25 protein-coding genes and 3 tRNA genes are annotated in these 25,597 nt (G+C 38.9%); 16 read left to right on the top strand and 12 right to left on the bottom strand.

Annotation, left to right across the window (positions count from 1 at the left end):
- Both OCV82_RS03090 and OCV82_RS03095 read left to right on the top strand, forming a co-directional pair.
- The coding region (locus tag OCV82_RS03090) for a PD-(D/E)XK nuclease domain-containing protein (RefSeq protein WP_154043081.1) at window positions 1–1,015 on the top strand (1,015 nt) is incomplete at its 5' end.
- A gap of 183 nt (window positions 1,016–1,198) precedes the next feature.
- Window positions 1,199–2,236 (top strand): hypothetical protein, encoded by a 1,038-nt coding sequence (locus OCV82_RS03095; protein WP_154043082.1) that lies wholly within the window; start codon window positions 1,199–1,201, stop codon window positions 2,234–2,236.
- Window positions 2,237–2,911: 675 nt separating this feature from the next.
- On the opposite strand, the gene OCV82_RS03100 is transcribed toward OCV82_RS03095, so the two are convergent.
- The gene (locus OCV82_RS03100) at window positions 2,912–3,088 is read right to left on the bottom strand and encodes a DUF4250 domain-containing protein (RefSeq protein ID WP_154043083.1); all 177 of its coding nucleotides are present in this window, start codon (window positions 3,086–3,088) and stop codon (window positions 2,912–2,914) included.
- 165 nt (window positions 3,089–3,253) lie between these two features.
- On the opposite strand from OCV82_RS03100, the gene purB reads away from it, so the two are divergent.
- From purB to tsf, 8 genes are all read left to right on the top strand, one after another.
- Window positions 3,254–4,600, top strand: a complete 1,347-nt coding sequence (purB, locus tag OCV82_RS03105; RefSeq protein ID WP_154043345.1) for an adenylosuccinate lyase — start codon at window positions 3,254–3,256, stop codon at window positions 4,598–4,600.
- A gap of 70 nt (window positions 4,601–4,670) precedes the next feature.
- The gene (locus tag OCV82_RS03110; protein ID WP_394802643.1) at window positions 4,671–5,960 is read left to right on the top strand and encodes a pseudouridine synthase; all 1,290 of its coding nucleotides are present in this window, start codon (window positions 4,671–4,673) and stop codon (window positions 5,958–5,960) included.
- Between the two features lie 16 nt (window positions 5,961–5,976).
- Window positions 5,977–7,380, top strand: coding sequence for an asparagine--tRNA ligase (asnS, locus tag OCV82_RS03115; protein WP_154043346.1), 1,404 nt, complete (start codon window positions 5,977–5,979; stop codon window positions 7,378–7,380).
- 172 nt (window positions 7,381–7,552) lie between these two features.
- On the top strand, window positions 7,553–8,038 hold the full coding sequence (locus tag OCV82_RS03120; protein WP_154043085.1) for a DUF4488 domain-containing protein: 486 nt from the start codon (window positions 7,553–7,555) through the stop codon (window positions 8,036–8,038).
- A gap of 264 nt (window positions 8,039–8,302) precedes the next feature.
- A complete protein-coding gene (gene rplM, locus OCV82_RS03125; protein ID WP_154043086.1) occupies window positions 8,303–8,764 on the top strand; it encodes a 50S ribosomal protein L13 in 462 nt (153 codons plus the stop codon).
- Between the two features lie 6 nt (window positions 8,765–8,770).
- Window positions 8,771–9,157, top strand: coding sequence for a 30S ribosomal protein S9 (gene rpsI, locus OCV82_RS03130; RefSeq protein ID WP_154043087.1), 387 nt, complete (start codon window positions 8,771–8,773; stop codon window positions 9,155–9,157).
- Between the two features lie 221 nt (window positions 9,158–9,378).
- Window positions 9,379–10,215 (top strand): 30S ribosomal protein S2, encoded by an 837-nt coding sequence (rpsB, locus tag OCV82_RS03135; protein ID WP_154043088.1) that lies wholly within the window; start codon window positions 9,379–9,381, stop codon window positions 10,213–10,215.
- Window positions 10,216–10,348: 133 nt separating this feature from the next.
- The gene (tsf, locus tag OCV82_RS03140; RefSeq protein WP_154043089.1) at window positions 10,349–11,341 is read left to right on the top strand and encodes a translation elongation factor Ts; all 993 of its coding nucleotides are present in this window, start codon (window positions 10,349–10,351) and stop codon (window positions 11,339–11,341) included.
- A 98-nt stretch (window positions 11,342–11,439) separates the two neighbouring features.
- Here tsf and rnc read toward each other — a convergent pair whose 3' ends face one another.
- The 7 genes from rnc to OCV82_RS03175 form a co-directional block, all read right to left on the bottom strand.
- Window positions 11,440–12,387: a ribonuclease III gene (gene rnc / locus OCV82_RS03145; RefSeq protein WP_394802640.1), complete on the bottom strand. Its 948-nt coding sequence runs from the start codon at window positions 12,385–12,387 to the stop codon at window positions 11,440–11,442.
- 3 nt (window positions 12,388–12,390) lie between these two features.
- Window positions 12,391–13,656, bottom strand: a complete 1,266-nt coding sequence (fabF, locus tag OCV82_RS03150) for a beta-ketoacyl-ACP synthase II (protein ID WP_154043090.1) — start codon at window positions 13,654–13,656, stop codon at window positions 12,391–12,393.
- A 13-nt stretch (window positions 13,657–13,669) separates the two neighbouring features.
- Window positions 13,670–13,903 (bottom strand): acyl carrier protein, encoded by a 234-nt coding sequence (locus OCV82_RS03155; protein ID WP_154043091.1) that lies wholly within the window; start codon window positions 13,901–13,903, stop codon window positions 13,670–13,672.
- 171 nt (window positions 13,904–14,074) lie between these two features.
- Window positions 14,075–15,085: a 4-phosphoerythronate dehydrogenase PdxB gene (gene pdxB / locus OCV82_RS03160; RefSeq protein WP_154043092.1), complete on the bottom strand. Its 1,011-nt coding sequence runs from the start codon at window positions 15,083–15,085 to the stop codon at window positions 14,075–14,077.
- 39 nt (window positions 15,086–15,124) lie between these two features.
- Window positions 15,125–16,957, bottom strand: coding sequence for an ABC transporter ATP-binding protein (locus tag OCV82_RS03165; protein ID WP_154043093.1), 1,833 nt, complete (start codon window positions 16,955–16,957; stop codon window positions 15,125–15,127).
- A 27-nt stretch (window positions 16,958–16,984) separates the two neighbouring features.
- Window positions 16,985–17,518 (bottom strand): gamma carbonic anhydrase family protein, encoded by a 534-nt coding sequence (locus OCV82_RS03170; protein ID WP_154043094.1) that lies wholly within the window; start codon window positions 17,516–17,518, stop codon window positions 16,985–16,987.
- A gap of 368 nt (window positions 17,519–17,886) precedes the next feature.
- Window positions 17,887–18,225, bottom strand: a complete 339-nt coding sequence (locus OCV82_RS03175; RefSeq protein ID WP_154043095.1) for a translation initiation factor — start codon at window positions 18,223–18,225, stop codon at window positions 17,887–17,889.
- A gap of 111 nt (window positions 18,226–18,336) precedes the next feature.
- Between OCV82_RS03175 and OCV82_RS03180 the strand changes: the two genes are divergently transcribed.
- The 3 genes from OCV82_RS03180 to ispF are packed head-to-tail and all read left to right on the top strand — an operon-like array spanning window position 18,337 to window position 20,088.
- Window positions 18,337–18,987, top strand: coding sequence for a redox-sensing transcriptional repressor Rex (locus OCV82_RS03180; RefSeq protein ID WP_154043096.1), 651 nt, complete (start codon window positions 18,337–18,339; stop codon window positions 18,985–18,987).
- Window positions 18,988–18,994: 7 nt separating this feature from the next.
- Window positions 18,995–19,612, top strand: a complete 618-nt coding sequence (locus OCV82_RS03185; protein ID WP_154043097.1) for a fumarylacetoacetate hydrolase family protein — start codon at window positions 18,995–18,997, stop codon at window positions 19,610–19,612.
- Window positions 19,609–20,088: a 2-C-methyl-D-erythritol 2,4-cyclodiphosphate synthase gene (gene ispF / locus OCV82_RS03190; RefSeq protein ID WP_154043098.1), complete on the top strand. Its 480-nt coding sequence runs from the start codon at window positions 19,609–19,611 to the stop codon at window positions 20,086–20,088. The genes OCV82_RS03185 and ispF overlap by 4 nt, the downstream gene beginning before the upstream one ends.
- An 86-nt stretch (window positions 20,089–20,174) precedes the next feature.
- Here ispF and OCV82_RS03195 read toward each other — a convergent pair whose 3' ends face one another.
- A complete protein-coding gene (locus tag OCV82_RS03195; protein WP_394802641.1) occupies window positions 20,175–21,059 on the bottom strand; it encodes a 1,4-dihydroxy-2-naphthoate polyprenyltransferase in 885 nt (294 codons plus the stop codon).
- Between the two features lie 82 nt (window positions 21,060–21,141).
- On the opposite strand from OCV82_RS03195, the gene OCV82_RS03200 reads away from it, so the two are divergent.
- Together OCV82_RS03200 and OCV82_RS03205 are read left to right on the top strand one after the other, a co-directional pair.
- Window positions 21,142–21,978, top strand: a complete 837-nt coding sequence (locus tag OCV82_RS03200) for a metallophosphoesterase (protein ID WP_154043100.1) — start codon at window positions 21,142–21,144, stop codon at window positions 21,976–21,978.
- 107 nt (window positions 21,979–22,085) lie between these two features.
- The gene (locus OCV82_RS03205) at window positions 22,086–23,348 is read left to right on the top strand and encodes a hypothetical protein (protein ID WP_154043101.1); all 1,263 of its coding nucleotides are present in this window, start codon (window positions 22,086–22,088) and stop codon (window positions 23,346–23,348) included.
- Between the two features lie 40 nt (window positions 23,349–23,388).
- Here the strand turns inward: OCV82_RS03205 and OCV82_RS03210 are convergent.
- The 3 genes from OCV82_RS03210 to OCV82_RS03220 form a co-directional block, all read right to left on the bottom strand.
- Window positions 23,389–23,462: transfer RNA gene (locus OCV82_RS03210), tRNA-Asn, on the bottom strand.
- Window positions 23,463–23,489: 27 nt separating this feature from the next.
- Window positions 23,490–23,563: transfer RNA gene (locus OCV82_RS03215), tRNA-Asn, on the bottom strand.
- Between the two features lie 21 nt (window positions 23,564–23,584).
- A tRNA-Asn gene (locus OCV82_RS03220) sits at window positions 23,585–23,658 on the bottom strand.
- A gap of 255 nt (window positions 23,659–23,913) precedes the next feature.
- On the opposite strand from OCV82_RS03220, the gene OCV82_RS03225 reads away from it, so the two are divergent.
- Complete coding sequence (locus OCV82_RS03225) at window positions 23,914–25,596, top strand: S41 family peptidase (protein ID WP_154043102.1); 1,683 nt, start codon at window positions 23,914–23,916, stop codon at window positions 25,594–25,596.
- The last annotated feature ends 1 nt before the right edge of the window (window position 25,597 follow it).

The raw sequence follows: 25,597 nt of genomic DNA on the forward strand, positions 1-25,597 counted from the left end.
ACATTTGCAGTTCGTTTTTTTAACAGGGGTGACAAAATTCTCGCAAGTCAGCGTTTTCAGCGGTTTTAATCAGCCTAAGGATATCAGTATGGATGCCAGATACGAAACATTGTGTGGCATTACACAAAAAGAACTTGAAACTTATTTTCAAGAGCCTGTTTATGAAATGGCGCAGAAATATAAATTTGACTATAATCATATGTTGACCAGGCTTAAAGAACAATATGACGGCTATCATTTCAGTGATGAAATGACTGATATATATAATCCTTTCAGCCTATTGAACGCAATGGACAGTAAACGTCTGGAGGATTATTGGTTCAAGACAGGAACGCCTACGTATCTAATCAGATTAATGAACCATTTTAATGAAAATATAAATGAATTAACTGGAAAGTATTATCGTCAGGAAGAGTTTATTGATTATAAGGCTGATATGGAAATGCCTTTGCCAATGATTTACCAGAGTGGATACCTTACGATAAAAGGATATGAAGAGTTTGGGAACCGCTTCCTTCTAGACTTCCCGAACAATGAAGTTAAAAATGGTTTCATTACTATGATTGCAACTTCTTACCTCCAGCCGGGTGAAAGAATTACAGGATGGATTTTTGACGTTCTTGATGCTATGCGTGCCGGGAATACAGAGAAGTTGGAACCACTGTTCACTTCGTTTCTTTCGAGCATTCCTTATTCCATGAGAAGAAAAGATAATGAAAGGGAAAAGGAAAGATATTTTCACTATACCTTTTATCTTATTATGAAACTGATTAGTGTTTATACAGTTTACACAGAAAAACAGCAGAGCCAAGGGCGAGTAGATTGTATAGTAGAAACTCCGCAGTACGTATATATATTTGAATTCAAACTTGACGGTACAGCGGTTGAAGCCATTGAGCAGATTGAGAATAAAGGTTATGCTCGTGAATATATTTTGGATGGACGTAAAATTTTCAAAATAGGAGCAAGTTTTTCTTCAGAGACAGGTACAATTTCTGACTGGAAGTTTGAGTAATGCATAGTAAAGTTTCGCGTTCCTTTTATCAATTCACTTATCCTCCACGGCTCCTAATTTATTGTCAAAACCGGTTTGTAACAATAGAAGTTTCATTTTTGACATTGGAATTTTTACGGTTTTGTGTTTTCACGAAAAAAGTGTATCTTTACGCAGTCTCAAATATAAAGAAAGGAGTTACTTATGGTACTGATAGCAAATCCTATATATGATTCGGTGTTCAAATATATGATGGAGGATGACAGGGTGGCAAAGATTATGCTTTCCGCTTTGCTTCAGAAGGAAATTATCCATCTTGAAATGCGTCCTCATGAATATACGGGTGTGACACAAAGGAAAATCTCGATGATGAGAATTGACTTTGCCGCCACAATAAAGAATGAAGACGGCACGCAGCAGCTTATTCTGATAGAATTGCAGAAAACGTGGCTGGTGACTGAGACATTACGCTTCAGACAGTATTTGGGAAGCCAGTACATCGATAAAAAGAATGTACCGGACAAGGATATAAACCCTAAAGGGTATGGACTTCCTATAGTGTCGATTTATATATTGGGACATAAGTTGGGCGATTTGCAGGAACCTGTGGTGTATGTACGCAGGAAGTATCTGGACTATAACTCAAATCCTATAGAGAACGGTGTTCCTGACCCGTTTATAGAGAGTCTTACACACGACAGTATCATAATTCAGATTCCGTATCTTAAAGGAAAGGTAAGGAACAGACTTGAAAGATTACTTCAGGTTTTCGACCAGACTTACCGTCTGAAAGACAATGAACATATCATGGAGATAGATGAAAGAGGACTGGAAATAGAGGAACAGCTTGTGGTTGACAGGCTGATAAAGGCTGCTGTCGAACCGGATGTGAGAAGGGATATGGATGTTGAGGATGAGATTCTTTCGGAAATAGAATCACGTGATACTACGATAATGATGAAGAATAAGGAGCTGGAGCTTAAGAACCAGGAACTTGAAAGCAAAAGCCAGGAACTTGAAAGCAAAAGCCAGGAACTTGAAAGCAAAAGCCAGGAACTTGAGAGCAAAAGCCAAGAACTTGAGAGCAAGAGCCAGGAACTTGAGAGCAAGAGCCAAGAACTAATTTCTAAAAATAAAATGCTGGGAAATATGATAAGCCTTTTAAGGAAACAAGGGCTATCCGATGAAGATATTGCTAAAGAACTGAATATCGGAATTAATAAACTCGCGGAATATGTATAAAAAAGTGGAATACACACCATTTTAAAAAAGATAGGATATGAAGAGTTTGTAAACCTCTTTCTAATAGACTTCCCGAACAATGAAGTTAAGAATGCTTTCATTACTATGATTGCAAAATCATGCATTGTATAATATTTTGGTATCTTATGTTAACATATACATGAAATAATCGCATGCTGACATTTTAACCATGCGGGCATTTCCTCTCTCAAAGTGTTATTATTTGTATATATTCAGCATAAAAATACCCAAATCTCTGTAAATCTTTTTATGTTTATAACAATTTGAGCGCTAAATCAGTGTTTTATGTGAAAGAAATACTATTATATGCTATGAAAATGCTTTTTTAGAAGAAAAACGTCAAATGTTGTGTCTAAAAGCTAAGATTGCGGGCTTTTCTCTTGAAAAATGAAAAAATATTCGGGAAAATACATATTTTTGTGATTAACTAGAGAAAACTAAACTATTTGTAAAATTAAAATTCAAGAGAGATTTTTATGAGAAGGAAATTGATGCTATTAATCTCCTGCCTCGTCGTGTGGGTAGGTGTGGTGAACGCACAAGTCTCGCAAGTGGCCGGTACGGTTACTTCAAGTGAAGACGGTTTGCCTATTGTAGGTGCCGCATGTTCGGCAGGCGTTCATTTTTTTGTTCAAAAAAATTCTGGTGAGGAAATTACCAGAATTTGTTCAGCTCTTCGTTGTATTCGAAGCCGGCATCTTTAAGACGTGATATTATTTCGTCCTTGTTAAGGCTCAGATCATCACAAAGAGAGTCGAGTGATGGATAAAAGTCTCTGAGTTTCATGTTGATGAGGCTAAAAAGCATCATCGGGTCGTTTGGAAGTTCCATTGTCTTTTTGATTTTATATTTTTCGGCTGCAAAGGTACGCTTTATTTCCGTAGTTTTGTGTAATAATTACTAAAGTTTTCATTTTTAGGGTGGTTAAGTCGGGAAAAAGCATTACTTTTGCGAAGTTTTAATGATCATTAATTTAGAAAAAACTGAAAAACAATGTTGGAGCTTGACTTACTCACTGCTGTTTCTCCTATCGACGGCAGATATAGGACCAAGGCGGGAGCTTTGGCTGAATATTTTTCTGAGTATGCGCTGATCAAGTATCGTGTGCAGGTGGAAATAGAGTATTTTATTACTTTGTGTGAACTTCCGTTGCCACAGTTGAAGTGTTTCGATCATGCGCGTTTCGAATCATTGCGTAATATTTACCGTAATTTCTCAGAGGCTGACGCTCAGCGTATCAAAGAAATAGAAAGCGTTACTAACCATGACGTGAAAGCTGTAGAATATTTCATCAAGGAACAGTTCGACAAGCTTGGGGGATTGGAAAAATATAAAGAGTTCATCCATTTCGGATTGACTTCGCAGGATATCAATAATACTTCTGTGCCTTTGTCTATAAAAGAGGCTCTGGAGAAGGAATATTATCCGCAAATACAGAAACTTATTGACCAACTTGCCGCATATGCTGAGGAATGGAAGGATATTCCTATGCTTGCAAAGACTCACGGACAGCCAGCTTCGCCTACAAGATTGGGTAAAGAGATTATGGTGTTTGTGTACAGATTGCGCCGTCAGCTGGATATACTGAAAGCTTGTGCCATTACTGCCAAGTTCGGTGGGGCTACTGGTAATTATAATGCTCACCATGTGGCATATCCTGAGTTTGACTGGAAAGAATTCGGTAATAAGTTTGTTGCAGAAAAGTTGGGATTGGAACGTGAGGAATATACTACTCAGATTTCGAACTATGACAATCTGGGGGCAATATTTGATGCGATGAAACGTATCAATACTATAATGATTGATATGAACCGCGACTTCTGGCAGTATATCTCAATGGAGTATTTCAAGCAGAAAATCAAAGCCGGTGAAGTAGGCTCAAGCGCAATGCCTCATAAGGTTAATCCGATAGACTTTGAAAATGCTGAGGGTAACTTGGGTATGGCTAATGCTATCTTCGAACATTTGTCGTCAAAACTTCCTGTTTCAAGATTGCAGCGTGACTTGACAGACTCTACTGTTTTGCGTAATATCGGTGTTCCTTTCGGTCATACTATTATTGCGATACAGAGTTCGCTGAAAGGACTTGGCAAGCTGTTGTTGAACGAGCATAAGATTTATGAGGACTTGGATAACTGCTGGAGTGTGGTTGCTGAGGCTATTCAGACAATTCTTCGCCGTGAGGCTTATCCTAATCCGTATGAGGCGCTGAAGGCTCTTACACGTACTAACCAGGCTATAAACGAGGCTTCAATAAAGAATTTCATAGAAACATTGGAGGTGAGTGAAGATATAAAGAAGGAACTTCGCGCAATAACTCCACATAATTATACTGGTATTTAATTTTATATTTGATTTATAGAGACATTTTTGGCCCGAGAGGGTAAGAGTATTAATTTTTTTTGATTTAATTATTATGACAGAAAGAGAATTCAGACAAAACGGTGAAAACCAGTCTGGCCGCGATGGTAGAAAATCTTACAACAACAGAGAAGGTTATAACAGAAACAATCGTTATGAGGGTGGAAATTACGGACGTCGTCCTAACAATGGATTTGAAGGTGGTGAGCAACGTCAGAACCGCTCTTCGTTCAACCCTCGATTTAACAACAATAATAATGGTGCTGACCGTCAGCAGCGTGGAGGTTATGGCAATAACAATTATGGCCGTCAGCAACGTCCTTATGGCAATCGCCCATATGGAAACAATGAAGGAGGAGAACGTTCTTACGGCGCACCACGTTTTAATAACAACGGCGGTGATCGTCAGCAGCGTCAGTTTACTCCTAGATTTAACAATGATGGTGGTGAACAGCGTTCATTCCGTTCTCGTCAGGGACAGCAGGGTGGATATCGTCAGCAGGGTGGCGGATATGGTAACAACCGTCAGGGAGGTTTCCGTCAGCGTACCAATGACTATAACCCGAATGCAAAATATAGCATGAAGAAGCAGATAGAGTATAAGGATGTTCTTACTGATCCTAATGAACCTATCCGCTTGAACAAGTTCCTGGCTAATGCCGGTATATGCTCACGTCGTGAGGCTGATGAGTTTATCACAGCAGGAGTGGTTTCTGTAAATGGTGTAGTGGTGACAGAACTTGGTACTAAAGTGCATCGTAATGATGAGGTTAAATTCCATGACCAGCCGGTAACCATTGAAAGAAAGGTGTATCTGCTGCTTAACAAACCAAAGGATTGCGTTACTACAGCGGATGATCCGCAGGAACGTAAGACTGTGATGGATTATGTGAAGAATGCATGTAAGGAACGTATTTATCCGGTGGGAAGACTTGACCGTAATACAACTGGTGTTCTTCTGCTTACCAATGATGGTGAGATGGCTTCGAAACTTACTCATCCAAAATATCTGAAAAAGAAAATTTATCATGTATATTGCGATAAGAATGTTACAAAAGCTGATCTTGACCAGATAGTTCAGGGTATAACTCTAGAGGATGGAGAAATACATGCTGATGCTGTAAGTTATGCTTCTGACAATGATAAATCACAGGTCGGTATAGAAATCCACTCAGGAAAGAATCGTATCGTACGCCGTATATTCGAACATTTGGGATATAAGGTAATTAAGCTTGACAGAGTTTATTTTGCCGGACTTACAAAGAAGGGATTGCGTCGTGGAGACTGGAGATTCTTGACTGAAAACGAAGTAAATATGCTCCGTATGGGGTCTTTTGAATAATATAAATTATTAAATGATGGAAATGATTCGTAGAACAAAAATTGTTGACGTGCTGAAATCACGCGAATTTGGCAGTATGGTCAACGTTAAAGGCTGGGTTCGTACCCGCCGCGGTAGTAAACAGGTAAACTTTATCGCCTTGAATGACGGTTCTACTATAAATAATGTGCAGGTAGTTGTTGATTTGGCTAACTTCGATGAAGAAATGCTCAAACAGATTACTACAGGCGCATGTATCAGCGTAAACGGTGAATTAGTGGAATCTGTAGGTGCAGGACAGGCTGCTGAAATTCAGGCTCGCGAAATAGAAGTGTTGGGTGTATGTGACAATACTTATCCTCTTCAGAAGAAAGGACACTCAATGGAGTTCCTTCGTGAGATAGCTCACTTGCGTCCGCGTACAAATACTTTTGGCGCAGTGTTCCGTATTCGCCACAATATGGCTATTGCTATTCATAAGTTCTTCCATGACCGTGGTTTCTTCTATTTCCATACTCCTATCATTACTGCTTCTGACTGTGAGGGTGCGGGACAGATGTTCCAGGTTACTACCATGAATCTGTATGATCTGAAGAAAGATGAAAACGGTTCTATAGTTTATGATAATGACTTCTTCGGCAAGCAGGCTAGTTTGACTGTGTCTGGTCAGTTGGAAGGTGAATTGGCTGCAACTTCACTTGGCGCAATCTATACTTTCGGTCCTACTTTCCGTGCTGAGAACTCAAATACTCCTCGTCACTTGGCTGAGTTCTGGATGATTGAACCTGAAGTGGCTTTCAATGACATCAATGATAATATGGACTTGGCTGAAGAGTTCATTAAATATTGTGTGCAGTGGGCTTTGGATAACTGCTATGATGATGTCAAATTCCTGAACGATATGTTCGATAAGGGATTGATAGACCGTCTGCAGGGCGTATTGAAAGATAGCTTTGTACGTCTTCCATATACAGAAGGTATCAAGATTCTTGAAGATGCTGTAGCAAAAGGCCATAAATTTGAATTCCCTGTATTCTGGGGAGCTGACCTGGCTTCTGAACATGAACGTTATCTGGTGGAAGAACATTTCAACAAGCCGGTAATCCTGACAGACTATCCTAAGGAAATCAAGGCATTCTATATGAAACAGAATGAAGACGGAAAAACTGTACGTGCTATGGATGTGCTCTTCCCTAAGATTGGTGAGATTATTGGTGGATCTGAACGTGAGGCTGACTATGACAAGCTGCTTACACGTATTCAGGAACTTGGTATTCCTATGAAGGATATGTGGTGGTATCTTGATACTCGTAAGTATGGAACTTGTCCTCACTCTGGATTTGGACTTGGTTTCGAGCGCTTGTTGTTGTTCGTGACAGGTATGTCGAATATACGTGACGTTATACCTTTCCCTCGTACTCCGAGAAATGCAGAATTCTAATATTCGAGAATATAGAAATTATAGGCTGTATGGATAATTCCGTACAGCCTTTTTTGTAATATGTATTAAGATTAAGGCCTGATAATAAAAAAAATGATGCTAATCTGTGTGTCTAATAATTATTTTTGTTATATTTGTAGAAACCTATTAATAAACTTAAATATATAGTGTTATGAAAATGCGCAGTTTCTTATTATTGGCATTATTGTTGCTGGTGGCATCGGGTAATGCGTTGGCGCAAAAGGCTGAAAAAGTTCCTGTAAGTCTTAATGGCGTATGGCAGATGTGTTTTTATCGTTCTAATTCTCCGGATGTAGCCGGTGAGCTTAAAACAAGTAATTCATTTAAAATTCTTTCGGACGACGGACGGTTTACTAATATGGTTATGATGCCTCATGGAGCTATTATAATAGGTGAAGGGACATATGAGGTGGATTCTGAAAAATCATATACAGAAATTGTTGAAAGAAATCTCCATCTTCCGCAGCTGAACGGAAAAAAGAATGTGATGGAATACGAAATGAAGGAAAATGGAATAATGGTTGTGAAATATTTTCTGAAAGAGGATATTAACGGAAATATAATAGATTCATGGTGCTATGAAACCTGGAAAAAGGTTACTATGCCGGAAAAATATCCTGAGAACATTATTAGGTAATCGATAAATATAGTACTAAAATATATAAACGGGCTACTGTCGTTTTATTACGATAGTAGCCTTTTTTACATAGTATCAACTGATTATAATAGAAAAATATGGAAAAACTTTGTCTGTTTCAAGAAAAGTTGTACCTTTGCAAGCCGATTATTATCAAATAGTGATAAATTTAAGATTCTGAGCACTTTATTCTTCTTTGTCCGGGACGGATGGAGTGTGACGGATTCGTTTTTTAGTAGTTAACATTTTAAAAAAGATTTAAGAGTGGATACTTTAAGTTACAAGACCATTTCTGCAAACAAGGAAACTGCAACAAAAGAATGGGTTGTAGTTGATGCTACCGACCAGGTCGTAGGACGTCTCGGTGCAAAAGTTGCGAAACTGTTGAGAGGAAAGTACAAACCAAACTTTACTCCTCATGTGGACTGCGGTGATAACGTTATTATCATCAATGCAGACAAAGTTAAATTTACAGGTAATAAGTGGAATGACAAAGTGTATTTGAGCTACACAGGTTATCCTGGTGGTCAGCGCGAAATCACTCCTGCTCGCTTGATGGCTAAACCTAATGGCGCTGAAAAATTAATGAAGAAAGTTGTTAAAGGTATGCTTCCTAAAAACCGTCTGGGAGCTAAGTTACTAGGCAACTTGTATGTTTATGAGGGTGCTGAACACAAACACGAAGCTCAGACTCCTAAAGTTATTGATATTAACACACTTAAATAATAAAGAATGGAAGTAGTAAATGCATTAGGCAGACGTAAAAGCGCAATTGCTCGCGTTTTCGTTAGCGAAGGTACAGGAAAGATTACTATTAACAAGAGAGACCTTGCAGAGTACTTTCCATCAACTATTCTGCAGTATGTAGTTAAACAGCCTCTTAACCTTCTTCAGGTGGCTGAAAAATATGATATTAAAGTAAATTTGTGTGGTGGTGGTTTTACAGGACAGTCACAGGCTTTGCGTTTGGCTATCGCTCGTGCACTTGTTAAAATCAACGCAGACGACAAGAAGGCTCTTCGTGCAGAAGGCTTCATGACTCGTGACTCTCGTTCTGTTGAACGTAAGAAACCAGGACGTCCGAAAGCACGTAGAAGATTCCAGTTCAGTAAACGTTAAGCGATTGAGTTTGTTAGTTTTTAAGTTTGTAAGTTTGTTGCAAGTAATCGGTTTGCGAAACTTCAGACTAAACTCAAGAACTTAGAAACTCAAAAACTTAAATGTAAAAGCGTTTAGTATCTAAACTGTCAGGATTTTCCCTACAATTGTTTGCGGAGAAACTACCGGACAGTTGGTTCAATTTAAACAAAAAAGAAAGTAAACGATTAAATTTAAAAACAATGTCAAGAGTAAATTTTGATACATTATTGGAAGCAGGCTGCCACTTCGGACATTTGAAGAGAAAGTGGAACCCAGCAATGGCTCCTTATATTTTTATGGAACGCAACGGTATCCATATCATCGACCTTAACAAAACCGTTGTAAAAGTTGAAGAAGCTGCTGATGCTTTGAAGCAGATCGCAAAATCAGGAAAGAAAGTCCTTTTTGTTGCTACTAAAAAACAAGCTAAACAGGTAGTAGCTGAGAAAGCTGCTTCTGTAAATATGCCATACGTTATCGAACGTTGGCCAGGTGGTATGTTGACTAACTTCCCAACAATCCGTAAGGCTGTTAAGAAGATGGCAACTATCGACAAACTTACTAACGATGGAACTTACTCAAACTTGTCAAAGAGAGAAATCCTTCAGATCTCTCGTCAGCGTGCTAAACTTGAAAAGAACCTTGGTTCTATCGCTGATTTGACTCGTCTGCCATCTGCATTGTTTGTTATCGACGTTTTGAAGGAAAATATCGCAGTACGTGAAGCTAACCGTCTTGGTATTCCTGTCTTTGCAATAGTAGATACTAACTCTGATCCTTCAAATGTTGATTATGTAATCCCAGCAAACGATGACGCAACTAAGTCTGTAGAAGTAATTCTTGATGCTTGTTGTGCTGCAATGGCTGAAGGTTTGGAAGAAAGAAAAGCTGAAAAAGTAGATATGGATGCTGCAGGTGAAGCTGCTGCTCCAAAGGCTCCTAAGAAAAAAGCTGCAAGAGCTCGCATGGATAAGGCAGAAGAAGATGCTATCAATGCAGCTAAAGCTGCTGCTTTCGTAAAGGAAGATGAAGCTTAATTCTTGAATAAGACAAATATATAAATTGAGAATTGAAAATTGGGAATGGAACATATTTGCTCAGATTCTCAATTCTCAATTCTCAATTTTGTTTTATAACGATATTATTAACTCTTAATAAAAAGAAATTATTATGGCTGTAAGTATGGCGGATATTACCAAGCTTCGTAAAATGACTGGAGCTGGTATGATGGACTGTAAAAATGCTTTGAACGACGCAGAAGGCGATTTCGACAAGGCAATGGAAATTATTCGTAAAAAAGGACAGGCAGTTGCTGCAAAACGTTCTGACCGTGAAACTTCTGAAGGTTGCGTTTTGGCTAAATCAACTGGTGATTATGCTGCAATGATAGCTTTGAAGTGCGAAACTGACTTCGTTGCTAAGAATGCAGATTTCGTTGCTTTGACTCAGGCTATTCTTGATGCTGCTGTTGAAAACAAATGCAAGACTATCGATGAAATCAAGGCTCTTCCTATGGGTAATGCTACAATCGGTGATGCAATTGTAGAACGCAGCGGTGTTACTGGTGAAAAAACTGAATTGGATGGCTATTTCTTCGTTTCTGGCGCTTGTACAGCTGTTTACAACCACATGAACAAGAATCAGCTTTGTACTATGGTTGCTTTCAACAAGCCTTGCAATCAGCAGGTTGCTCATGAAATCTGTATGCAGATTGCAGCTATGAATCCTATAGCAATTGACGAAGCTGGTGTTCCTGAATCAGTAAAACAGGAAGAAATCAATGTTGCTATTGAAAAAACAAAAGCAGAACAGGTACAGAAAGCTGTTGAAGCTGCTTTGAAGAAAGCCGGTATCAATCCTGCTCATGTTGATAGCGAAGAGCACATGGAAAGCAACATGGCTAAGGGATGGATCACTGCTGAAGATATAGCAAAAGCTAAAGAAATCAAAGCTACAGTTTCTGCAGAAAAGGCTGCAAACTTGCCACAGGCTATGATTGAAAATATTGCTAAAGGTCGTTTGGGCAAATTCCTGAAAGAAGTTTGTCTTTTGAATCAGGAAAGCATCATGGATCCTAAGAAGACAGTTGCAGATACTTTGAAAGCTGCAGATCCAGAATTGGCAATTATTGATTTCAAACGTTTCACTTTGCGTGCTGAATAATCAATCATCTGAATAGATAAATTTAAAGCGTGAATTACAAAGGCTAAACCAAATGTAATTCACGCTTTTTTTATGCTTTGTTTTCTGACGATTATAATTTATTCAGACTTGACTGAATTAGAGTCTTCAGACTCAGAAAAAGCGGCTTCTTCGGCCTCTGATATTATTCTCTCCTCATCGTCAAATTTTTCGGCCATAGATTCAAATTTGTATTCTTCTTCGATTGCTGTATTTTCAACTGCATTATTTTGCTCTAGATTATTATTTGAGTTTTCTCTTTCATTCTTGGCAGCAAAAATGGCATCAATGAATACAGAATCCTTTTTAATCATTGTCATTGTGGCATGTGCAGCTTCTTGCTGTGACTCTTTTTTAGAGTATCCCTTACCGGTTCCTCCGGAAATGTTTTCAACTAAAATCTGGGTCTCAAAAATAGGGTTCTGGCTTTCGTCTAATGACTGTCCGATAAGTCGGAACTCTATTTCAAATTTGTTTTTCTGACTCCATTCTATGAGTTTTGATTTGAAGTTAACTTCTTTCCTGGAGATTTTCTCAAGATTGATATATTGGCCTATTATACGTTTTTCCATGAATTTCATGCATGCCTTGTATCCACGGTCCAAATATATAGCTCCAACAAGAGCCTCAAAAGCATTACCGCTCATGTAGCTGTTGTGCGATGATTGTTTTGAAGAATACTTTATGAGTTTATCCAATCCTATATTAATCGCAATGTTATTCAGGGTCTCCCTTTGTACGATTTTCGATCTGGTATTAGTAAGAAATCCTTCTCTTTTACCCTCAAATTTCTTATACACAATGTCAGCCACTACTGCATCAAGAATAGCATCTCCCAGAAACTCCAGTCTTTCGTTGTTTATAAGCCTGCCTTGAGTCTTTACAGAAGACGATTTGTGTAGTAATGCCTGTTTGTATATTTCAATGTTGTGAGGATAAAATCCCAGTATCTTATAAAAACGAAAATAAGGCTCCTTTTCCTTTCGGAAAAAGAGTCTTATTCTATCTGTAATATTTTCTATTGACACAGTTTATTCAGTGTATTTTTTAACGATTACACATGCATTGTGACCACCAAAACCAAATGTATTGCTTAATGCAGCACGTACAGTACGTTTTTGTGCATGGTTGAATGTGAAGTTAAGATTGTAGTCGATGTTTTCATCGTTATCTCCTTCTTCATGGTTGATTGTTGGAGGTACAATATCATTCTTAACAGATAATACGCTAGCAATAGCTTCAACACCACCGGTTGCTCCAAGCAAGTGACCTGTCATAGATTTTGTAGAGCTGATGTTAAGCTTATATGCATGTTCGCCGAACACTTCCTTGATAGCTTTAACTTCAGAAACATCACCAACAGGAGTTGAAGTTCCGTGTACGTTGATGTAGTCGATATCTTCAGGCTGCATTCCTGCATCTTCCAGTGCATTGACCATAACAAGTTTAGCACCGAGTCCTTCAGGATGTGAAGCTGTAAGATGGTGAGCATCTGCTGAAGCTCCTACACCTGCTAATTCAGCATAAATCTTTGCTCCACGAGCTTTGGCATGTTCCAGTTCTTCAAGAACTAAAATTCCGGCACCTTCTCCCATTACGAAACCGTCACGGCTTGCGCTGAACGGACGTGATGCACGAGTCGGATCGTCATTGCGTGTTGAAAGCGCGTGCATTGCGTTGAAACCGCCTACACCAGCTGCAAAAATAGCTGCTTCAGCTCCACCGGTAACTATGATATTAGCTTTTCCTAGACGAAGATAGTTGAAAGCATCTGCAATTGCATTTGATGATGATGCACATGCCGATGTAGTTGTGAAATTAGGTCCATGAAAGCCGTACATGATGGAAATCTGTCCAGATGCGATGTCGGCAATCATTTTAGGTATAAAGAATGGGCTGAATTTAGGTCCGATAGTATCTTTAGTCTGTTCGTATCCGCCAACTTCTTCTTCAAAAGTACGGATACCACCGATACCTACACCTAAAATAACACCAATTTTGTTCAAATCTTCTTTTTCGACATCAATAGCAGCATCAGTTACAGCTTCTTTTGCAGCTGCCACTGCATATTGAGTGTAAAGGTCCATCTTGCGGGCTTCTTTACGGTCGATATAATCTGCAGCATTGAAGTTCTTAACTTCGCATGCAAACTGTGTTTTAAACTTTGAAGCATCAAAGTGAGTAATAGGTCCTGCCCCACTTACTCCATTGATAAGGTTGTTCCAGAATTCAGGAACAGTGTTTCCAAGTGGAGTCAATGCGCCAAGACCTGTTACTACTACTCTCTTTAATTCCATAAACAGAGATTGATTATTTGTTAGATTCGATGTAAGAGATAGCGTCACCTACAGTCTGGATCTTTTCTGCCTGATCATCTGGAATAGAGATACCGAATTCTTTTTCGAATTCCATGATCAATTCAACTGTATCCAAAGAGTCAGCACCTAGGTCGTTAGTAAAGCTAGCTGTTGGTACAACTTCTGATTCTTCTACACCTAATTTATCAACGATAATTTTCTGTACTTTTGATGCAATTTCAGACATAATTTTAATTTTTTAAGTTTATAAAATTGATTTATTGATTAAATATTTGCTGCAAAGGAATAAATATTTCTTGTTTTCACCAAATATTCAGTGAAATAAATGCATTTTTTTGCACAAAAACATGCCATTTGTGCATGAATTATACTGTGAAAATATGAATTTATGCGTTAGTTATTCTTTTCTTAGATTATAATTTCCTCTTATTTTTTCGAAATCTTCAGGGCATGAAAGTAATAAGTTATAATCATTTTTAGGATTGTACTTAAGAAGTATATCATTCTTATTTTCAACAGTTCCACTATTGTCGGAAGTATCAGGCAGTTTGATGTCTATATCCATATCAATTCCGAAAAAATCGGTTAACGATTTAAGCGTCATTTGTGTTGCATTGAATTTACCGTTTGCCGAATATCCTGCAATGTGCGGCGTTCCGATATATACTTTATTCAACAATTCGAGGTTGATGTGCGGCTCATTTTCCCAAACATCAATTATTGCTTCAGACACTTCACCTTTGTTTATTGCATTTAGAATAGAGTCTGTTTCTACAACCTCTCCTCTGGATGTATTTATTATTACAGGTTTTTTATTGAGACTGTCGAAGAAAGATTTGTCTGCCAGATGATATGTTTTATACTTTCCTTCTGTTATCAATGGAGTATGAAAAGTTATTATGTCGCATTCTCTGGCTATGGTATTCAGGCTTACGAAGCCTTTTTCGCCTTTATCTTCCCTTGGAGGGTCATTTAGCAAGACTTTCATTCCCATTCTTTGGGCAAGTGATCTTATTCTGTTGCCGACATGTCCCACGCCTACAATTCCGATACAAGCTTTTTCGAGCACCAGTCCTTTTTCTTTATGTAAAAGTTCCAAAGCGGCATGAACATATTGTTCTACTGCACCGGCATTGCAACCAGGGCAATTTTTCCATGTAATTCCCGCTTCTTTGCAATAATCAGTATCAATATGGTCAAATCCTATTGTTGCTGTACCAATAAATTTTACTTTGCTGTCCTGTAGCAGCTGTCTGTTGCATTTGGTTCGTGTGCGGATTATAAGCGCATCTGCATCTTTAATTTTTTCTGCTGTTATTTCATTTCCGGGCAGATATTCAACATCTTTAGTAATTTTTGCCAATGTATCCTTTATATAAGGAATTTTATTGTCAACAACTATTTTCATTTTCTTTTATTATCGTTTTTATGTATAAAAGCTTTCGCTTTATAAAGCCTGCATGTCGTTAAGCCTTTTGTAATATCCGTTTTTCTTCAATAATTCTTCGTGTTTTCCGCTTTCCACTATTCTTCCTTCGTATAACACATATATTGTATTTGCATTCTTGATGGTTGACAATCTATGTGCTATGGCTATAGTTGTACGCGTCTTCATTAATCTTTCCAGAGCTTCCTGTACGAGTCTTTCGCTTTCTGTATCCAGGGCAGATGTCGCTTCGTCCAATATTAGTATCGGTGGATTTTTAAGTATAGCTCTTGCTATTGAGATTCTTTGTCTTTGTCCACCAGACAAACGGCATCCTCTGTCTCCAATATTTGTGTCGTATCCTTCTTCTGTTTCCATAATGAAATCATGTGCATTCGCTATCTTGGCTGCTTCTATAACCTGTTCCATGGTAGCATTTTCTACGCCGAATGTTATATTGTTGTAGAATGAATCGTTAAACAGAATGGCTTCCTGATTAACATTCCCTATCAGTGAACGTAAATCTTTTACTACAAGATCTTTTACGTCAACACCGTCAATCAGGACTTTTCCCTTTTGTACATCATGGAAGCGTGGAATTAAATCTACCAGAGTTGATTTACCTGATCCGCTTTGTCCTACTAATGCAATTGTCTCACCCTTCTTTATTTTCAGGTTTATTTCATGCAATACCTCATTATCTCCATAACTGAACGATACATTGTCGAAAGTTATGTCGTTCTTCAACTCTGTGATATGAGAGGCATCCTTTTTTTCTATGATATTGTTTTCTGCTTTAAGGATTTTATCAACTCTCTCCATAGAAGCCAATCCTTTAGGTATGCTGTATCCTGCTTTTGAAAAATCTTTCAGCGGATTTATCACACTATACAGAATTACCATATAGAATATAAAAGTAGGAGCGTCTATTGTAGATTTTTCCCCCAGTATAAGCGAACCTCCAAACCATAGTACTATGACTATAAGTATTGTACCCAGAAATTCACTCATAGGATGTGCAAGCGATTGTCTTATAGCGACTTTGTTAGTAGCCTGTCTGAATTCGTTGCTGCATTTGTTGAAGCGATTTATCATTTTTTCTTCAGCAACGAAAGCCTTGATTATTCTCAGTCCGCCAAGTGTTTCTTCCAACTGCGACATTGTTTCGCTCCATTTCTCTTGAGCATCGAGCGATTGTCTTTTAAGTTTTCGACCGACTTGTCCCATTACCCATCCCATTGTAGGAAGAACCAGAAGGGTGAATACTGTAAGTTGCCAGCTTGTGATGAACAGTGTCGTGAAATATGATATTATAAGAATTGGATTTTTAAGTAACATATCCAGCGAACTGGTGATAGAGTTCTCTATTTCACTTACGTCGCCACTCATTCTGGCTATGATATCACCTTTTTTTTCTGATGAGAAGAAGTTTAGTGGAAGATACATTATTTTTGAATATACCAATGTCCTTATGTCGCGTACTACTCCTGTTCTCAATGGAATCATTACTGCAGATGATCCGAAATAACATGCAGTTTTCAAAAGTGTCATTCCGGCAAGAAACAGTCCCAACCATAAGAGAGTTGTCGATGATCCGTATATCTCTATCAGTTTTGACACATAATAGTAGAAATTGTTTACGGCAGTATCCTTCAATGGTGCGCTTCCCCATTCCATGAAAGTATATACTTTGTTTCCTCCGTCTGTCTTGAACAATATATTAAGTATTGGTATTAGCAGTGAAAATGAAAACACATTGAATATTGCAGAAAGCACATTCAATATTATAGCCCATACAACAAATCTTTTATATGGAGAGACAAATCTTGTCAATAGGTTGAAAAATTCTTTCATCTGTAATAATTATCTGTTTTGAATTTATTATTTGCTCTTCTCTTCTTCGTCTTTAAACCATGAAGCATACATCAGATATCCGTTTGCTATCTTTTGGTTTAATTCTCTACTTTGTTCAGGATCAACTTTTTTTATGAATTTTGCAGGCACTCCGCCCCAAAGAGTATGTGGCTCTATTACTGTATTTGCCAGTACAAGTGCACCCGCAGCAACTATTGCTCCTTCACCAACCACAGCGTTGTCCAGAAGTGTAGAACCCATTCCAATCAGAGCATTGTTCTTAACGCATGCTCCGTGCAAGGTAACATTGTGGCCAATTGATACGTCATCACCTATTTCAACAACGGATTTCTCGTAAAGAGTATGCAGTACGGTTCCGTCCTGTATATTTACCCTGTTTCCGATACGTATAGAGTTGACATCACCTCTTAGTACAGTATTGAACCATATGCTACAGTCATCCCCCATTTTAACATCGCCTATGATAGTGGCATTATCTGCCAGATAGCAATTTTTTCCTATTTGTGGTGTAAAGCCTCTTACCGGTTTAATTAGTGCCATATCTTTTTTATTCTTAATATAATATGGGCAAAAGTACAAATTTATTCTTTGAGTACAGCCTTCGTTTATTATTTATTTTATATATGTAGATATGTACAGTATGTATTTTATTGCCGTTTTAGAGGGATGTTATTAAATATTTTAAAAAATATGGATATAGTTTTTGTATATAAAGAAAATATTAATATATTTGCATCGAAGTTAATGAAAAAGTATTTGTTTATTTGTTTTATATATTAAATAACCCGTATCCCTTTAATCTATTGTTTAAGAAAATAATTCTATTCTAAGAAAAAAATCACATTCACTTGTTTTTCATTCATTCTAAAAAACGCTGTCCGATTGTCGGCAGCGTTTTTTTGTTGGTATCACTTGGTTTGTGTATATCCTTCTGCTTTTAGTAGTTCAATTATTCTTTGTTTGAAATCCCCCTGAATGATTATCTCTCCGTCTTTTGTTGATCCGCCAACTCCGCATTTTGTTTTCAATATCTTTCCAAGTTCTTTAAGATCATCATCCTTGCCTACAAATCCGGTTATCAGTGTTACGGTTTTTCCGCCGCGTCCTTTTTTCTCTATTGAAACTCTGAGTTTCTGCTTGTTCTTCTCAATTGTTTCACTCTCTTCATTCTCTTCTGTCTGATAATTGAAGTCAGGATTTGTGGAATATACAATGTTCAATCTTTCCTTCCAGTCGTTGCTTTTCATTTTCTGTAAATGTTTAAATTCAACCAAAGGTATAAACTTTTTCTTTATTATGTGTGCGTTTCCAAATAAATAGACTAATTTTGCAATTAACAGTTTAGTTTTATTTATGTCATGACATCGCCAGTTCATAAAATATCGGATAAAATACCGGAACCGACACTCCGACGTTTGCCTTGGTATTTGTCTTGTGCAAAACTTATGAAAAGCCAAGGGGAGAAATATGTGTCGTCCACACAAATATCAAGACAGATAAATATTGACTCTTCGCAAGTTGCCAAGGACTTGTCGTATGTGGCTGTATCGGGGCGTACACGTGTCGGTTATGATATAGATTGTCTGGTCAGTGTATTGGAGGATTTTCTAGGATTTACAAATCTGCATAAAGCTTATCTGTTTGGCGTAGGTAGTCTTGGAGCAGCTTTGCTTCAGGATACAGGTCTTTCGCATTTCGGGCTTGAAATTGTTGGGGCATTCGATGTTGATTCCAAGAAAGTAGGCACTTTTATAGCCGGCATACCGGTTTATCACACTGATAAGTTTCCGGAAATAATCAAGCAGTCCAATGTAAATATCGGTATATTGACAGTACCTATCAGTATAGCTCAGGAAATAACAGACTATATGGTAGGCGAAGGTATAAAGGCTGTATGGAATTTTACTCCGTTCAGAATACGTGTGCCCGAAGACATCGTTGTGCAGAACACATCTCTATATGCACATCTGGCCGTTATGTTTAATCGTTTAAATGAAGAATTAAAATAATCATAATATGAAGATTATAGCCATAGGAATGAATTATTCCCTTCACTGCAAGGAGCTCCATGCCGACGAGTCTCTTCCGCAGGAGCCGGTGATTTTCATGAAGCCGGATTCTGCTATTCTAAAAGATAGCAAACCGTTTTTTATTCCAGACTTTTCACAACAGATAGACTACGAAACAGAGTTGGTGGTACGTATAAACAGGCTTGGAAAGAATATTTCCGAACGTTTCGCCCATAGATATTATGATGCTGTTACGGTAGGTATAGACTTTACTGCCCGCGACTTGCAGAGAAAGTTCCGTGCCGAAGGAAAGCCTTGGGAATTATGCAAGGGATTTGATAATTCCGCTGCCATAGGCGATTGGGTGGATATAGAAAAGTTCAAGGATATACAGGATATACATTTTCATCTTGACATAGATGGAAAGACTGTTCAGACAGGCCATACACGCGATATGCTTTTCGGTGTGGATAAGATTATTGCGTATGTCAGTCAGTTCTGCACATTGAAGATTGGTGACCTGCTGTTTACAGGAACTCCGGTAGGAGTGGGGCCAGTAAGTATTGACAATCATCTGGAAGGTTATCTTGAAAACGAAAAAGTACTTGATTTTTATATACGATGAAGATAAGAGTAGGATTTGGTTTTGATGTTCACCGTCTTGTTCCCGACAGGGAGCTATGGCTTGGTGGAATAAAGCTGGAACATGAGTTTGGCTTGTTGGGACATTCGGATGCCGATGTGCTTATACATGCCATCTGTGATGCTCTTCTTGGAGCGGCAAACATGCGTGACATAGGATTTCATTTTCCGGATAATTCCGGAGAGTTCAAGGATATCGACAGCAAGATACTTCTTGCCCGTACTGTAAAGCTGATAGAAGAAAAAGGCTATACAGTCGGTAATATTGATGCTACAGTATGCGCCGAACGTCCTAAACTGAAAGCCAGGATACCGGAAATGCAGGAAGTGTTGGCTAAGGTTATGGGGATAGATGTTGACGATGTTTCTATAAAGGCCACAACTACAGAAAAGTTGGGATTTACAGGGCGTGAAGAAGGTATATCCGCATATGCCACAGTGCTGATAGAGAAACATTAGTATCTCATTCATATTAAAATAAATTGAGAGCCCGTTTAGTGAACTTTCACCGAACGGGCTCTCAATTTATACTGACTGATGTGGTATTATAAGATTAATCCCAATGTAAGCATTATACCGAAAATAAGCATATTTCTTGATGTCTCACCTAAAATCGTGTTAAGGGCTTTTCCTTTTCCTATCTTTGCCATTCTTATCGTTGTCATGATATGCATTACCAGATAAAATTGTGGTAACAGTACTGCATATATTTTCCCTATGCTCAGAAAATAGAAACATAGCCAGCAAGCTGCCAGTCCGAGCAGAAAATAAAGAATCAGTCCCGCTCTGGCGCCAAGTCTCACTACGATTGTTTTCTTACCGCTCACGGCGTCCTGCTCCCTGTCGCGGAAATTGTTTATCATCAATAATGTGTCAATGATGAGTCCGCACGCGATTGACGCAATGGTTACAGACGTGTTCCAGTCATGAGCCATAACGTAATAAGTGCATCCGACAGGAACGAAGCCGAAGAAAATCAGTACAAGTACATCTCCCCATCCGTGATATGCCAGAGGGTAAGGTCCTGCGGTGTATAAAAAGGCGAATACCATACATGCTATTCCTACCGGTATCAATTCCCATCCTCCGAAATTCAGTAGCGACAGGCCTGTTATTCCTGCCAGTACTGTAGTCACACCTATTCCGGCTTTCATTGCCTTTGGTGATATCCAGCCTTGTGCGCAGGCACGTTCCGGGCCTAAGCGGTCTTCTCTGTCTGTTCCTTTTAGAAAGTCAAAGAGGTCGTTTATGAAATTTGCGTCTATCTGCATCAGGAATGCGAATAGGAAACATAATATAGCAGGCACAATGTTGAAATGTCCGTATGTGTAAGCCAAAGCGCATCCCAACATTACCGGAATGGCAGCCCCTGTCAATGTTTTGGGGCGTGCTGCCAGAAACCATGCTTTTACGGAATTAGTCTTTACCATAACAATTTTTTTCTGAAACCGCTCGCAAAGTTAGTACATAAAATGCTACTTTTGCGTATATAACCAATCGAAATGTTCATATATGCGTAAATTACTGATACATCTCGTTCTGTCGCTCATCGTATCGGCTGCTCTTACTTCGTGCGCCACTGCTTCATTTTCCAAATACAAAGGTATAGGCCGTATAAAGACGTATCATATTTCCAGTAAAGATGTTCCTCCGTGTTTTGATGGATTCAGGGTAGCTTTTGCTACAGACTTTCATTATGAGAGTCGCTTCGGCAGGAAACGTCTCCCTTCATTGGTCAAGGCGCTCACTTCATTGGATGCGGATGTGTTGCTGCTCGGCGGAGATTATAGAGGCCGGAACGGTGGAGATGTTGGCGAGTTGTTTGATGCTATATCCAGTGTTAAGATGCCTTATGGCATATATGCAGTGATGGGTAATCATGAGCGAGGGGAGAATGATTCACTGGTGCGCAAGGCTATGGATAAGACAGGAGTCGTACTTTTGGAACATAAGGTTGACACTATAGCAAGAGAGTGTGGCAGGATAATGATTTGTGGAATCAGAAACCCGTTTGATCTTGAACATAATGGCGTTTCGCCTACATTGTCGTTGCGTCCAGATGATTTTGTCATAATGTTGACTCATACGCCAGACTATGTGGAAGATGTAGATATCTCAAATACAGATCTTGCTTTGGCTGGGCATACACATGGCGGACAGGTTAGTCTGTTCAATAAATGGAGTCCGGCTAAATTCTCAAAATATGGCAATCGTTTTCTTACCGGAAAAAAGACGAATACATCAGGCATTCCCGTAATAATAAGTAATGGATTGGGAACTTCGCGTAAGGATGTAAGGCTTTTCACTCCTAGTGAGATTGTCCTTGTAATTCTTGAGTCATGCGATTAATTATGAGGGTATAAATATTTATGGGCAAAATAGATAACAGAATGATTTACTTTTTAATTTTGTACCATAAAATATGTTCAACTGCAAATATTAATTCTTTGTTTACGATGAAAACATCAATAACCGGCTGCATTACAGTGTTTGTGGCTTTTGTTTTTCTGTCAATTGGGAATGTCCTCTCTCAGGGAATGAATGAGCTTGTCTATGCTGAAGATACTACATTCTCTGCAAGCGAATTGCATGAGTTAAGGTTGCGTTTCAGAAACTTGAATTTCTTTCGTAATAATGAGTATAAAGGAGAACTCGTGAAGGGATATACATTGCCTGGACTATGGATTTTACCTTCTGTTTCATATCAGCCGCTGAGAAATCTGAAGATAGAGGCGGGTGCATACATGTTGAGATACTGGGGAGAAAGTAAATATCCTAATACACATTATGCCAATCTTCCCGGTTATGATACCGGCGATACTCAGAGTGCCTTTCATGCAGTTCCGTTCTTCCGTGTTCATTATAAGCCTCTTCCTGGCATTTCTTTGGTCCTTGGAAATATTTACGGTAGTAACAATCATGGTCTTATTGAACCATTGTATAATAAGGAAATGGTTATGACGTCCGATCCGGAAGCTGGTGTGCAGTTTTTATGGAATACCAGATGTTTTAATATGGATATGTGGGTGAACTGGGAGAGCTTTATATTTCAGGGCGATAATCGTCAGGAAGAATTCACTTTTGGTGTATCGTCGAGGGTAAAAGCCAACTCTTCTTTAGATAGGGTACATTGGTATTTACCCGTCCAGTTGATTTTTAAGCATCAGGGTGGAGAGATTAATACGTCTGCAACATCTCGTGGTGTAAAAACATGGTTTAATGCAGCGGCAGGTGTTGGGGTTGACGTCAAGACACCATTCCCTTGTTTTAACAGACTTAACATAGAAGCCGATGCCGCATACTACTCGCAGCAGAAAGGGGACATATTCCCATCTGATAATGGATATGGCTTTTATGGTAAGGCAGTTGCCGATTTTAAGAATTTCCGTTTGCATGCCGCTTATTGGCAGTGTCATGATTTTGTCTCTCTTATGGGCGATCCTTTGTTTGGCGCGGTATCAATGTGTAATCCTGGTCAGGTGTATAAAGATCCTAAAATGGCATATTTGAGTCTGGAGTATTCACACAGGATAGGAAAGGGGTTTGCTTTAGGAGTACATGCCGATGTGTATAACACTTTCGCAGCTAATACTAAGACTACGCTTTCAGGTGATGATGGAAATTTGGAAGTGAAGTTCTCTCATGTTCCGAACTCTATCAGCTTTTTGGCTGGTATTTATCTCAGAACAGATTTCAGTTTCTTGATCAAGCGTTTCTGATATATAACAAAAAAGGTTCACTGTTAAGCGAACCTTTTTGCTCTTCAGGTTGGACTTGAACCAACGACCCTCTGATTAACAGTCAGATGCTCTAACCGACTGAGCTACTGAAGAATGATAAGATATGTGTTGATTTTTTTGCTCTTCAGGTTGGACTTGAACCAACGACCCTCTGATTAACAGTCAGATGCTCTAACCGACTGAGCTACTGAAGAATTTTGCAATCTCGATTTTCGCTCTTCAGGTTGGACTTGAACCAACGACCCTCTGATTAACAGTCAGATGCTCTAACCGACTGAGCTACTGAAGAAGGTTGTTTTCTCGATTGCGGTGCAAAGATACTAGCTTGTTTTGAATTATGCAATACCTTTGGCAAAAAAAAGATGAAAATATTTTGTTTTACCCTAAAATTCTTGTGTGATATTGCATCTGAGAGAAGCGTATCTCCCTTTCCTTGACGAAATTAAGTTAAATATTGGACATTTTCTGTTGCTCTAAGCAGAATAATGCTTTTCTTTGCAATAATATTTTGAAATACATTATAAAATAAACAATATATAAAGATATGAATACTAAGAAGACTATTATAGCCGCGTTTGCCATATTGGTAGGTCTGGGATTGTTAAGTTTCAAGGGGGATGACAGAAACTTCAAGATAGCAAAGAATCTTGATTTGTTCAATTCTATATTCAAGGAATTGGATATGTTTTATGTTGATACTGTTGATGTGGAAAAGATGATTCAGAACGGTGTTAACGGCATGCTGGCACTTACAGACCCTTATACAGAGTATTATCCAGAGGAAGAAGTCAGTAGTCTGAAGGAGATGATTACCGGAAAGTACGGAGGTATTGGCGCAGCAATCAGATATTATGAGGCAAACGACCGTATTGTAGTAGTTGAGCCTACTGAGGGTATGCCTGCTGCCGAATCGGGAGTGAAGGCAGGTGATATAATACTGGAAGTAGGAGGAAAGCCGATGCTTCGCGGAGACATGAAACCACAGGAGTTCTCAAGTAAGGTCAGTGAAGCTTTGCGCGGTGAGCCGGGAACCTCGTTTGTGCTTAAAGTCCTCCGCCCTATGCAGAACGACAGTACTGAAATGGAATTCAAGATTACCCGCAGGAATATACGTACAAATCCGGTACCATATCATGGAATGGTGCGCGACAGTATAGGATATATTGCTCTTCAAAGTTTCACGGACAATTGTTCTAAAGATTTCAAGAAAGCATTTATCGAACTCAAACAGCAAGGCGCGAAATCACTTATCATAGATTTGAGAGATAATGGTGGCGGTTCGTTGTCCGAGGCTGTTGATATTGTCGGTCTGTTCGTACCGAAAGGTCAGGAAGTGGTTTATACCAAGGGTAAAATCAAACAGGCGGAAAATTCTTTCAAGACACGTTTTGAACCGGTTGACACCGAAATCCCATTGGTCGTTCTGGTGAACGGCTCTTCTGCCTCTGCATCCGAAATTCTCAGCGGTTCGCTTCAGGATCTTGACCGTGCAGTGATTGTAGGTAGCCGTACATACGGTAAGGGACTTGTTCAGACTACACGTCCGCTTCCTTATAACGGTACTTTGAAGGTTACTACATCCAAGTACTATATACCTAGTGGTAGATGTATCCAGGCTATCGACTATTCAAAGAAGAATGCAGACGGCTCGGTGGCACGTACACCTGACAGCCTTACAAATGTATTCCATACAGCTATCGGCCGAGAGGTGCGCGATGGTGGAGGAATACGTCCTGATATAGAAGTAAAGGCCCAGAAGTTCCCTAATATTATATTCTATCTTATGAACGAGGATATTATATTCGATTATGCCACACAGTACTGCTGGACTCATCAGGCGCCGGCTTCTGTTGCAGACTTCAAGCTGACAGATGATGATTATGAAAAATTCAAAACACTGGTGAAATCGCGTGATTTTACATATGACCGCCAGAGTGAGAAGATGCTTAAATCCTTGAAGGAAATGGCAGAATTTGAGGGATATATGGATGGAGCCAAAGAGGAATTTGCAGCTCTTGAAAAGAAACTTAACCATAATCTGGACCGCGACCTTGAGACATTCAAGAAACAGATAAGCGAATATCTCTCTCAGGAGATTATAACAAGATATTTCTATCAGCGTGGTGCGGCGATGGAACGTCTGAAAGACGATGACGACCTTGAAAGTGCCGTAAAAGTACTTCAGAATAAGGCTGAATATGCTAAAATTCTGTCAGTATCAAAGTAAG

This window comes from Bacteroides cellulolyticus, assembly GCF_025567135.1.
Classification (GTDB): Bacteria; Bacteroidota; Bacteroidia; order Bacteroidales; family Bacteroidaceae; genus Phocaeicola; species Phocaeicola cellulolyticus.